The sequence below is a fragment of the Paraburkholderia gardini genome (assembly GCF_907164575.1).
GTDB classification, from domain to species: domain Bacteria; phylum Pseudomonadota; class Gammaproteobacteria; order Burkholderiales; family Burkholderiaceae; genus Paraburkholderia; species Paraburkholderia gardini.
In genome coordinates this window covers 1-10,556 of record NZ_CAJQYY010000056.1, presented here as the reverse complement: position 1 = coordinate 10,556, position 10,556 = coordinate 1, and the positions used below count along the sequence as shown (strand labels likewise).

The 10,556-nt window shown below is 62.9% G+C and carries 12 protein-coding genes; 9 read left to right on the top strand and 3 right to left on the bottom strand.

Translation table 11 applies throughout. The annotated features are described in order from the left end of the window. The coding region (locus LPA34_RS26615) for a hypothetical protein (protein WP_228984105.1) at positions 1 to 221 on the top strand (221 nt) is incomplete at its 5' end. Between the two features lie 45 nt (positions 222 to 266). Here LPA34_RS26615 and LPA34_RS26610 read toward each other — a convergent pair. From LPA34_RS26610 to LPA34_RS26600, 3 genes are all read right to left on the bottom strand, one after another. Beyond that, positions 267 to 1,535 (bottom strand): SGNH/GDSL hydrolase family protein, encoded by a 1,269-nt coding sequence (locus LPA34_RS26610; RefSeq protein ID WP_228984108.1) that lies wholly within the window; start codon positions 1,533 to 1,535, stop codon positions 267 to 269. 298 nt (positions 1,536 to 1,833) lie between these two features. Further along, entirely contained in the window at positions 1,834 to 3,456 is a 1,623-nt protein-coding gene (locus tag LPA34_RS26605; RefSeq protein ID WP_228984098.1) for an NAD(P)/FAD-dependent oxidoreductase, read from the bottom strand. A gap of 143 nt (positions 3,457 to 3,599) precedes the next feature. Further along, a complete protein-coding gene (locus LPA34_RS26600; protein WP_228984092.1) occupies positions 3,600 to 3,896 on the bottom strand; it encodes a DUF2628 domain-containing protein in 297 nt (98 codons plus the stop codon). A 157-nt stretch (positions 3,897 to 4,053) separates the two neighbouring features. Between LPA34_RS26600 and paaA the strand changes: the two genes are divergently transcribed. The 8 genes from paaA to LPA34_RS26560 all read left to right on the top strand — a co-directional run bounded on the left by paaA (position 4,054) and on the right by LPA34_RS26560 (position 10,431). Beyond that, the gene (paaA, locus tag LPA34_RS26595; RefSeq protein WP_228984090.1) at positions 4,054 to 5,052 is read left to right on the top strand and encodes a 1,2-phenylacetyl-CoA epoxidase subunit PaaA; all 999 of its coding nucleotides are present in this window, start codon (positions 4,054 to 4,056) and stop codon (positions 5,050 to 5,052) included. 65 nt (positions 5,053 to 5,117) lie between these two features. Next, positions 5,118 to 5,414, top strand: coding sequence for a 1,2-phenylacetyl-CoA epoxidase subunit PaaB (gene paaB, locus LPA34_RS26590; protein WP_228984088.1), 297 nt, complete (start codon positions 5,118 to 5,120; stop codon positions 5,412 to 5,414). 8 nt (positions 5,415 to 5,422) lie between these two features. Beyond that, complete coding sequence (gene paaC, locus LPA34_RS26585; protein ID WP_228984085.1) at positions 5,423 to 6,226, top strand: 1,2-phenylacetyl-CoA epoxidase subunit PaaC; 804 nt, start codon at positions 5,423 to 5,425, stop codon at positions 6,224 to 6,226. Then, positions 6,207 to 6,812, top strand: coding sequence for a 1,2-phenylacetyl-CoA epoxidase subunit PaaD (gene paaD / locus LPA34_RS26580; protein WP_411179038.1), 606 nt, complete (start codon positions 6,207 to 6,209; stop codon positions 6,810 to 6,812). The genes paaC and paaD overlap by 20 nt, the downstream gene beginning before the upstream one ends. 1 nt (position 6,813) lies before the next feature. After that, positions 6,814 to 7,902, top strand: a complete 1,089-nt coding sequence (gene paaE / locus LPA34_RS26575; protein ID WP_228984081.1) for a 1,2-phenylacetyl-CoA epoxidase subunit PaaE — start codon at positions 6,814 to 6,816, stop codon at positions 7,900 to 7,902. 176 nt (positions 7,903 to 8,078) lie between these two features. Continuing rightward, the gene (locus tag LPA34_RS26570) at positions 8,079 to 8,912 is read left to right on the top strand and encodes a DUF1835 domain-containing protein (protein WP_228984079.1); all 834 of its coding nucleotides are present in this window, start codon (positions 8,079 to 8,081) and stop codon (positions 8,910 to 8,912) included. A gap of 16 nt (positions 8,913 to 8,928) precedes the next feature. Next, on the top strand, positions 8,929 to 9,534 hold the full coding sequence (locus LPA34_RS26565; RefSeq protein WP_228984077.1) for a TetR/AcrR family transcriptional regulator: 606 nt from the start codon (positions 8,929 to 8,931) through the stop codon (positions 9,532 to 9,534). A 228-nt stretch (positions 9,535 to 9,762) separates the two neighbouring features. Beyond that, entirely contained in the window at positions 9,763 to 10,431 is a 669-nt protein-coding gene (locus tag LPA34_RS26560; RefSeq protein ID WP_228984075.1) for a GNAT family N-acetyltransferase, read from the top strand. Positions 10,432 to 10,556: the final 125 nt, after the last annotated feature.

Genomic DNA, 10,556 nt, shown 5'->3' with positions numbered 1-10,556 from the left:
TTAAAGATCAATTACGCATCCACCCAAACCGTGCCACCCACACCCACCCGGCACCGCTTCGTTTTGCGTCGCTGCATCCGCAGCAGAGAAACGAGATTATGAAGACTCTTTTTCGTCTCGTCAACACTATTTTTTGCTTTCGCTTAAAACCTTGTTGCCGCTACGGCCACTGGTTTCTGCAGCGGCGCTCGTTCGCAAACGAGGAGGCGAATAGTAGGTGAACATCGCCCGTATGACAAGGGGATGACGCAAATCTTTTTGAAGGCCTATTTCCGGACCGGAGTCGCGACTGCTTCGAGCGGGACCGCGTCGGCCATGACCGTGTAGCCGGCGTTGCTCGGGTGAATGTGGTCGCCGCTGTCATAGTCCTTCCGCAGACGATCGGGTTGTGCCGGATCCCGTAACGCGGCGTCGAAATCGACCACGCCGTCGAAAGCGTGGCTCGTCCGGATCCACTGGTTCACTGCGAGGCGAATCGCTTCCCGCTGTGGCGGCAACGACGCCGGTGTCAGCGTGGCACCAAATATCCGGATGCCGCGCCGATGCGCCGCCGCAATAACCCGCTGGTAACCGCCAGTCAAGTCCGCCGCAGTTACCGGTGTATGCGGAAAATCGCAATCGAGCCCGGTGCGCGGAGGCATCGCCGCGAAATTGATGTCGTTGATGCCGATCAGCAGGATCACGGTTTTCACGCCTGGCCGCTCGATAACGTCGCGGCCAAAACGTTTGACGAGCGCGTCGCCGTAACACGGTGAATCGCTCAAAAGGCGGTTGCCGCTTATCCCCAGGTTGACGACCGCCGTCGAATGATCGCCTGCGCGGGCGAAACGGCGCGCCAGCGCGTCTGGCCAGCGGCGGTTCTCGTTGAGACTCGAGCGCATGCCGTCGGTGATGGAATCGCCGATCGCGGCGATCGCACCTGACGCGGGCGCATCGACGGACAGGCCCGTCAGCCACACGAACTGGGTGAACCGCTGACGAAAGGCGTTGCCGGTTGCATCTCCGGCATGATTGCCGGGGACCGACACGTAACTGACCTGGTTCGACACCCGATGCCACGCTACGAGCCGCTGCTCGGGCCCCATAAATGAGCTCACGACGTACGGTGTGCCGCCTGCGATGCCGATCGTGGCCGGATCGCTTTCCGCCGCACCGCCGGGCGGTATCGATACAGTGGTTTTACCGCCGAACGTTACCCGCATCTCTCCGGTACTTTGTGCGGCTGCCCCGCCAGCGGAGCGCGCGATGCGGAGATCCTCGATCACGAGTGGCGCGGTGCCGTACTCATTGCTGATATGCAACCGGACAGCATTTCCCGTCAACGTCGGGTAAATGATCTGACGCACCGTGCGCCCGCCTGTATCGGGCGCGCGATACAGCGCAGGGAGATCCGCCCTCTGGGGAATGGGTTGGAGAGCGGTCGCCCATGCGGTGGTCCAGCTCCCGGCTGTTTCGCTGGCGAGTGCGTCAGTGGAGACGGGGAAATGGGAGAGAAGAACAGCACCGCAGGCTGCGGCGAGCGTACGAAGGCGCATTCGGTTGATTGTTGAGATGGAACAAGGCGTCCATTGTGCACGATCGCGACGTGCTGACGGCTCAGGATTCCGCCGCTCGCGGATCGCCGCTCGCGGTTTGCGGTTTGCGGTTTGCGGTTTTGCCGGTCGCAAGAAGAAACTTGGCGCATTAATCCGGGTGCCCCACGCTATTCCTCGCTACGGCTGGCTGGCCAGGCTCCACCGCGCAGCGACCCACCGCGCATCGGCGTCCTAGCCTGGCCTGGCCTGGCCTGGCCTGACCGAACCAGTTCCCGCGCCGCCCCAGCCAGTCTACCGCTCACGCTTCCTGCGTCGACATCATGTTCAGCGCCAGCGCCTCAGCCACTTCGATGCCGTCGATGGCCGCCGAATAGATGCCACCCGCATAACCCGCGCCTTCGCCCGCCGGATACAGGCCTTCGATATTGACGCTCTGATAGTCCTCTTTGCGTCGCACACGAATCGGCGACGACGTACGCGTCTCGACGCCCGTCAGCACAGCATCGTGCATGGCAAAACCGGCGATCTTTTTGTCGAGCTGCGGCAACGCCTCACGAATGGCCTCGATGACGTAGTCCGGCAACGCCGTACCAAGATCGGTCGGATGCACACCCGGCTTGTACGACGGCACGACAGAGCCAAGCGACGTCGATGGCCGCCCCGCGATGAAATCGCCGACGAGCTGCCCCGGTGCGCAATAGTTGCTGCCGCCGAGTTCGAATGCCCGTTCTTCCCACTTGCGCTGAAAGGCGATGCCGGCGAGCGGACCGCCCGGATAGTCTTCCGGCGTAATGCCGACGACAATCCCCGCGTTCGCATTGCGTTCCGCGCGCGAGTACTGGCTCATCCCGTTCGTGACGACGCGTCCCGGTTCGGAGGTCGCCGCGACCACCGTGCCGCCAGGGCACATGCAGAAGCTGTAAACCGCACGCCCATTGGCTGCGTGATGGACGACCTTGTAGTCGGCCGCGCCCAGTTCCTTGTGCCCCGCGAATTTGCCGAACCGGCTCCGGTCGATGATGCCTTGCGGATGTTCGATACGGAAACCGAGCGAAAACGGCTTCGCCTCGATATAAACGCCGCGGTCGTGCAGCATCTGGAAGGTATCGCGGGCGCTGTGCCCCACAGCCAGCACGACGTGGTCGCAGCGCAGCGTCTCGCCATTCGACAGCACCAGCGCGCGCACCTTGCCCCGATCGATCTCGATGTCATCGACGCGCGTCTCGAACCGCACCTCGCCGCCGAGCTCATGAATCGACGCGCGCATCTTTTCCACCATGCTGACGAGGCGGAACGTGCCGATATGCGGCCGACTCAAATAAAGAATGTCTTCCGGCGCACCCGCCTTGACGAATTCGTCGAGCACCTTCCGGCCGTAATGCTTCGGATCCTTGATCTGGCTGTACAGCTTGCCGTCGGAAAACGTACCGGCGCCACCTTCACCGAACTGGACGTTGGATTCCGGATTCAGCACGCTCTTGCGCCACAGGCCGAAGGTATCCTTCGTGCGCTCGCGAACGGCCTTGCCGCGCTCGAGGATAATCGGCCGAAAGCCCATCTGCGCGAGGATCAGCCCGGCGAAAAGACCGCACGGCCCCATTCCGATGACGACCGGACGAAGCGCAGGACCACCGGCAGGCGCTTTCGCGACAAAGTGATACGTCATATCCGGCGTGATGCTGCAATGCGGCTGGCCGGCGAGGCGCTTCACGGCCGCCGCTTCGTCCTTCACCTCGACATCGACGATGTACGTCAGCTTGATGTCGGCGCGTTTGCGGGCGTCGTGGGCACGGCGAAACACCGTGTAACGGACAAGCCCGTCTTTCTTGACGCCAAGATCGGCGAGCCGCGCGAGGACGGCGGCATCGAGCTCGCTTTCGGCGTGATCGAGCGGGAGTTTGATTTCGCTGAGACGTAGCATGGGAACCGGAAATGCAGGAAGCCGCGAAAGCGCGGCTGATCCGCAATTTTACAGGTTATGCCGCTGGGCACGACGAGAACCGGACGCGAACGGGCTTCCGGGCGTCGCGACCGTAGCCGCCCTCAACGCTTCCCGCTGTCTCGCTACAGGGCGACGAACCCCTTGCGCTCAAGCGCCTGCCGATACCATTTGTTGCCGTTCGCGCCGCAGTACGCGGCAAATACAATCGACAGAACAAGGCTCGCAAGATCGGCCATCACGCCGGCAAGCCCGATCACGCTGAGCAACACGTCGACGACAAGCATCAACAGTACGATCAGCCACAGCCGCCGCGTGACCGCCCAGAACGGCCCGAGCAGGCACGCCGGCCAGTTGAACCCGGTGCCGACCGCGATCGTTTCGTGCGTCGCCCGGTGCTGCAGGTAGATTCGCTCTGCCATCTGTTCTTTTTTGTTCCAGGATTAATAGATGCGGCGATCCAGGTGCCTGACGGCACCTCGAATTCCCCCACAACCAATCTCAAAAAAATCATTAACCGACCGGTCGGTTGGTTTATACTGCCGGTCATGCCCAACTCCGGACGAGAGCGTTAAGACCATGTACACGCAATCCCTCGATATTCCTGGCAACGTCGCGCCGATCGACGCCGCCGCCAGTTTGCCCGAGCAAGCCCGCTTCGACGCCGTCATGGAAGCCGACGGCAAGATCGAGGCGCAGGACTGGATGCCCGACGCGTACCGCAAGACGCTCGTGCGGCAGATCTCGCAGCACGCGCACTCGGAGATCGTCGGCATGCTGCCCGAAGGCAACTGGATCACGCGCGCGCCGAGTCTGAAGCGCAAGGCGATCCTGCTCGCCAAGGTGCAGGACGAAGCCGGCCACGGCCTCTATCTATATAGCGCAGCCGAAACGATGGGTGTGTCGCGCGATCAGCTCGTCGACGCACTGCATAGCGGCAAGGCGAAATATTCGAGCATTTTCAACTATCCGACGCCAACGTGGGCGGATGTCGGCGTGATCGGCTGGCTGGTGGACGGCGCCGCGATCATGAACCAGATTCCACTGTGCCGCTGCACGTACGGCCCGTATGCCCGCGCGATGATTCGCATCTGCAAGGAAGAGTCGTTCCACCAGCGGCAGGGTTTCGACGCGCTGCTCGCGATGATGAAGGGCACCGAAGCGCAGCGCGAACTCGTCCAGCAGGCGGTGAACCGCTGGTGGTGGCCGGTGCTGATGATGTTCGGTCCGAGCGACAAGGACTCCATCCACAGCGGCCAGTCGTTCAAATGGGGCATCAAGCGCATTTCGAACGACGATCTGCGCCAGAAATTCGTCGACGCCACGGTCGATCAGGCGAAACTGCTCGGCGTCACGCTGCCGGACGCGGACCTGAAGTGGAACGAAGAGCGCGGACACTACGACTACGGCACGATCGACTGGGAAGAGTTCTGGCGCGTCGTGAACGGCGACGGCCCGTGCAACAAGGAGCGCCTCGCCACGCGCGTGAAAGCGCATAACGACGGCGCCTGGGTGCGCGAAGCCGCCCTCGCTCACGCTGAAAAGCAGCGTCAGCGTGCACAGCAGCACGCAGCCTGAGCGCCGCGGCTGCACTCGCCGCGACGACAGCGGCATCGAAAGGACAAGGATTCAGGAGAGCGACAATGGACAAGTCAGCACATAAAGAATGGCCCATCTGGGAAGTGTTCGTGCGTAGCAAGCAGGGACTCGACCACAAGCATTGCGGCAGCCTGCACGCATCGGACGCAACGATGGCGCTGCGCATGGCGCGCGACGTGTACACGCGCCGCCAGGAAGGCGTGAGCATCTGGGTGGTGCCGTCGTCGGCGATTACGGCGTCCGCCCCGGAAGACAAGGCGGAGCTGTTCGATCCGGCGGGCGACAAGATCTATCGCCATCCGACGTTCTTCACGCTCCCCGACGAAGTCAACCACATGTAAGCGCCGTCATGCCCACTACGCCCCAACACCTCCAGTACGTGCTGCGTCTCGCGGATACCGCGCTGATCCTGGGTCAGCGCAACGCCGAGTGGACTGGCCACGGTCCGATTCTCGAAGAAGATATCGCGCTCTCGAACATGAGCCTCGATCTGATCGGCCAGGCACGTCTCCTGTACCAGCACGCCGCCGAACTGGAAAAGACGCTCACTGGCAACACGCGCACCGAAGACGACTACGCGTACTTTCGCGCCGAGCGCGAATTCGCGAACTACACGCTCGCCGAGCTGCCGCATTACGGCCCGCTCGCCGGCACGGCACACGCGGACAAGGACTACGCAGTCACGATCGTGCGCAATTTCCTGTTCGCGTCGCTGATGGCGCATCTGTGGACGGCGCTCACCGCGTCGACGGACGCGCAGCTTGCCGCGATCGCCGCGAAGTCGATCAAGGAAACGCGCTATCACATGCATCACTCGCGCGAGTGGCTGATCCGCCTGGGCGACGGCACCGACGAATCGCATCGTCGTGCGCAGGCTGCACTCGACTATCTGCTGCCGTACACGCGCGAGTTCTTCAGCGCGGACGACGTCGAAACCGCGATCTCCGCCGCGGGCATCGGCCCGAAAACGGCCGGTCTCGAAGCCGCGTGGTTCGAGGACGTCCGCGAAGCGCTCGACGAAGCCACGCTCACGCTGCCCGAGCCGGTGAAGCACATCACGAGCGGCAAGCACGGTGAGCATTCCGAGCATATGGGCTACGTGCTGGCCGAAATGCAAAGCATCGCGCGCCAGCATCCCGGCGCGACCTGGTGATTTCACGCAACCAACTATCGACAAAACCAGCCGGAGCAAGACGATGACCGCGACACTCGCCGCCCGCCCCGACACCACGCTCGATGACGCATGGGCCGTACTCGAAGCCGTCCCCGACCCGGAGATTCCGGTCGTGTCGATCCGCGAGCTGGGCATTTTGCGCGACGTGCGCCGCGCCGCCGACGGCGTGCTCGAAGTCGTCATCACGCCGACCTACTCGGGTTGCCCGGCGATGTCGCAGATCGCCGAAGACGTCGGTCTCGCACTCGACGCAGCCGGTTTCACGCCGCACCGGATCGCGACCGTGCTGGCGCCGGCGTGGACCACCGACTGGATCACCGCCGACGCGCGCGAGAAACTGCGCGCTTACGGCATCGCGCCGCCGACCGGCAATTGCGCGAGCGATGCGGCGGCGCCGGGCGAAAAAATCGTCCGCTTCATGCCCCGTCCGATGGCGCCGCCGGCCTGCCCGCGCTGCGGCTCCGCGCATACCGAGCGCCTCGCGCAATTCGGTTCGACTGCCTGCAAGGCCTTGTATCGCTGCATCGATTGCCGCGAACCCTTCGACTATTTCAAACCGTACTGATATGGCTACTCCGCAATTTCATTCGCTGCGCATCCGTGAAGTGCGGCCTGAAACCGCCGACGCGGTCTCGGTCGCCTTCGAGGTCCCCGTCGAGCTTCGCGAGCAGTTCCGCTTCACGCAGGGCCAGTTCGTCACGCTGAAGACCCATATCGACGGCGAGGAAACGCGTCGCTCGTATTCAATCTGCGTTGGCGTGACCGACTACGATCGCGATGGCGAACTGCGCATCGGCATCAAGCGCGTGCGCGGCGGCCGCTTCTCGAACTTCGCGTTCGACACGCTGCAGCCCGGCCATTCGATCGACGTGATGACGCCCGACGGCCGCTTCTTCACGCATCTGAACGCGGATCAGGGACAGCAATACGTGGCGTTTTCGGGCGGCTCGGGTATTACGCCGGTGCTCGCAATCATCAAGACGACGCTCGAAATCGAGCCGCGCAGCACGTTCACGCTGGTATATGGCAACCGCAGCGTCGACCAGATCATGTTCGCCGAAGAACTCGAGGACCTGAAGAACCGCTTCATGAACCGGTTCATCCTGTATCACGTGCTGTCCGATGATCTGCAGGACGTCGAGTTGTTCAACGGCGTGCTCGACCAGCAAAAGTGCACCGAATTTCTGGAGACGCTGCTGCCGGCCGACTCGATCGACGAAGCGTTCATCTGCGGCCCCGGCCCGATGATGGACGCCGCCGAAGCCGCGCTGAAAGCGGCCGGCGTGCCGGCGGGCAACGTGCACGTCGAGCGCTTTGGTTCACCGCTGCCGCAAGCCGGCGTGCCGCCAGTCGAAATCACGGAGAACACGCCCGCAGCCGATCTGGAAATCGTGCTGGATGGCAAACGGCGCAAGCTGCGCCTGCCGTACGAGGGGGTGAGCGTGCTCGACGTCGGTCTGCGCGCAGGGCTCGCGCTGCCGTACGCGTGCAAGGGCGGCGTCTGCTGCACGTGCCGCGCGAAAGTGCTCGAAGGCGAAGTGAAGATGGAGAAGAACTACACGCTGGAACAACATGAAATCGACGACGGTTTTGTGCTGACGTGCCAGTGCCATCCCGTCAGCGATCGCGTGGTCGTGAGCTACGACGAGCGCTGAACGGCGCGGCGGCCATCATGACCGGTCGCCGCAGGCGAACATCGGCGCCGGAAACTTTCAGCACTCCCGCGATCCGCTTACACTAGGGGCCGCTCGCAATCGGGACACCGTCCGGATCGCGAGCGGCCCTTTTTGCCGTTCATACGCCGACACCTCAAGCTGCCCGCCTCCTGCCCATGAGCACGATCCACCTCACGAACGGCGACGCCGCCGCCGACGCCCTGCGCGATGCCTTGCGCCGGGCCGGCCGGAACGAGCGCGTCCTTGCACTAAAGGACGACCTCGCGGTCGGTCCGCTACGCGGCATCGACGATGCGCCGGACACGCGCGTGGACTTCTGGCAACGCGTCTATGGCGACACTGAACGCGACTTTTCCCGTGAATTCGACGAACAGGCTACGGCGCTCGCCGCAGTCGTCAGCGAGTGCTCACATATCGTGGTGTGGCACGCGCAAAGCGCCGCCGATCAGCTGATGCTGCGCCGCGTCTGCTATCACTTGCGCGATGCGCCGCAGCGGCTTAACGAAGTGCGTCTGTCGATTCGCGACCTCACCGATCCTGGCGCGTGGGCGCACAGCCGCAAGGACCAGGCGACCGCTGTCGGCATGTTCGCGCCCGACGTGCTCGAAGCGCAGCTTGCCTGTGCGGCGCCGATCTCCGTGCTGCGCATCAGCCGGCTCGCGCTCGAATGGCAGGACGTGAAGCACGCGAACGGTGAAACGCGACGCTGGCGCGATAACGTGTTCGCGAGCGGCACCTTCGGCGAACTCGACACAGTGATCATCGAGCACGCCGGCGAAGACTGGCGACCGGCTGCGCGTATCGCAGCCCAACTGATGACAGCCGACATGGGCTTTCTGGTCAGCGACCGGATTGCGCTGTGGCGCTTCCAGGAGCTGGCCGCCGCCGACCGCATCCAGCTGCGCGGCGATGCCATCGCCTGGTCGGGCCTCGAACTTTGTCTCACACGAACACCGCGTCCTGCTACCCTGTCCACCGTCTCAAGCTGATAACAAACACAAGACCATGGCCCGCACACGAGCCCCAGACCACGACACGCAACGCGACCAGATTCTCGAACTGGCCGCTGGAAAGTTCGCGCAAACGAGTTACCCAAGCACTTCGATGGCCGACCTTGCGGCGGCAAGCGGCACGTCGAAGGCGCGTCTCTACCACTACTACGCGAGCAAGGAAGCCATCCTGTTCGACCTGCTCGACCGCTACACCAAACGGCTGATGCTGATCATCGCGGAAGTCGAAGGCGCGAGCCAGCGGCGCGGCCTGAGCGAACGCGAGACATTCGCAGAACTGATCCGTGCATTTCTCGCCGAATACGAGACGTCGCACAGCCGGCACGTCGCGCTGTTGAACGACGTCAAATATCTGGTCGACACCCAGCGCGAGATCATCCTGAACCGTCAGCGCGACGTCGTCGCGGCGTTCGCACGGCAGTTGTCGCGCGCCTACCCGGAGCGCGCGACGCGTGAAAACCAGACCGCGCTGACGATGATGGTGTTCGGCATGATCAACTGGACATTCACGTGGCTCAGGCCAGACGGCCGGATGGGTTATCCGGAATTCGCGGAACAGGTGGTCGCCGTGGTCGACCGTGGCCTGCGGGCAAGCGAGTAAATTGCGCGTCGCATCATTAAATTTTTTGATTTGCTAAAAGGGTCGCTTCATAAAACGAATTCAACGGCACGAATATACATATAAAAAACAGTTAGTTAGCCGAGAATATTTCGCACCATAGAGCGACCCCTCGAATCCATGTACGGGTTTTCCCTAGTGATCAATTGGCATTTCCAGTAGAATTCGTTTTGCGGCGCACCATGCCGCCACACGAAAAGGAGAACCCCCATGACCCAGACCACTACGCGCGCCAACGAGCTGATCGTTGCATCCGGTCGCCCATTGTCGACAGCTGCACGCGCACCGGCTCTGGTTCGGGAACTCACTGTGCTGGATCGCGAAAAGCTGCTCGCTCACTTCCTCGCGCTCGACGCAGACGACCGTCTGCTGCGCTTCGGCCAGATCGTGCCGGATCACGTCATCGAAAATTACGTCCGTACGATCGACTTCAAGCGCGACACGGTGTTCGGCGTGTTCGATACCCGGCTGCAACTCACTGGCGTCGGCCACCTTGCCTATCTGCCTGCCGAAGGCGACAGGCGGACGGCCGAATTCGGCGTGTCCGTGCTCGAGAGCGCGCGCGGCGAAGGCATCGGCACGAAGCTGTTCGAACGCGCGGCGATCCGCAGCCGCAATACGCACGTCACCATGCTGTACATGCACTGCCTGTCGCGCAATTCGACCATGATGCACATTGCCAGGAAGTCCGGCATGAAGATCGAGTATGCGTACGGGGAAGCCGATGCGTATCTCTCGCTCAAGCCGGCCGACCAGTCGAGCATCATGACTGAAATGCTGCAGGAACAGGCCGCCGTCTTCGATTACGCACTCAAGCGCCAGGCGCGCAACGCATCGAAGATTTTCGAATCGTTCATGCCGGCTGTTGAGGCCGCATAGACCAGCAGGTCAATGCAGAATCGGCATAGGGGACGGCCACGAGGCCGTACCCCTGCCACACCACCCGGCATGCGGGTCCGCACCGGGCGGTTCGGGAAGTTGAGGTTATGAGAGTCGGGGTACAC

Excerpts from the sequence above, each read along its gene's own strand:
- paaB (WP_228984088.1), top strand. The coding sequence starts at position 5,118 with ATGGACAAGTCAGCACATAAAGAATGGCCCATCTGGGAAGTGTTCGTG.
- paaC (WP_228984085.1), top strand. The coding sequence starts at position 5,423 with ATGCCCACTACGCCCCAACACCTCCAGTACGTGCTGCGTCTCGCGGAT.
- paaE (WP_228984081.1), top strand. The coding sequence starts at position 6,814 with ATGGCTACTCCGCAATTTCATTCGCTGCGCATCCGTGAAGTGCGGCCT.
- LPA34_RS26610 (WP_228984108.1), bottom strand. The coding sequence starts at position 1,535 with ATGCGCCTTCGTACGCTCGCCGCAGCCTGCGGTGCTGTTCTTCTCTCC.
- LPA34_RS26605 (WP_228984098.1), bottom strand. The coding sequence starts at position 3,456 with ATGCTACGTCTCAGCGAAATCAAACTCCCGCTCGATCACGCCGAAAGC.
- LPA34_RS26600 (WP_228984092.1), bottom strand. The coding sequence starts at position 3,896 with ATGGCAGAGCGAATCTACCTGCAGCACCGGGCGACGCACGAAACGATC.
- LPA34_RS26570 (WP_228984079.1), top strand. The coding sequence starts at position 8,079 with ATGAGCACGATCCACCTCACGAACGGCGACGCCGCCGCCGACGCCCTG.
- LPA34_RS26565 (WP_228984077.1), top strand. The coding sequence starts at position 8,929 with ATGGCCCGCACACGAGCCCCAGACCACGACACGCAACGCGACCAGATT.
- paaA (WP_228984090.1), top strand. The coding sequence starts at position 4,054 with ATGTACACGCAATCCCTCGATATTCCTGGCAACGTCGCGCCGATCGAC.
- LPA34_RS26560 (WP_228984075.1), top strand. The coding sequence starts at position 9,763 with ATGACCCAGACCACTACGCGCGCCAACGAGCTGATCGTTGCATCCGGT.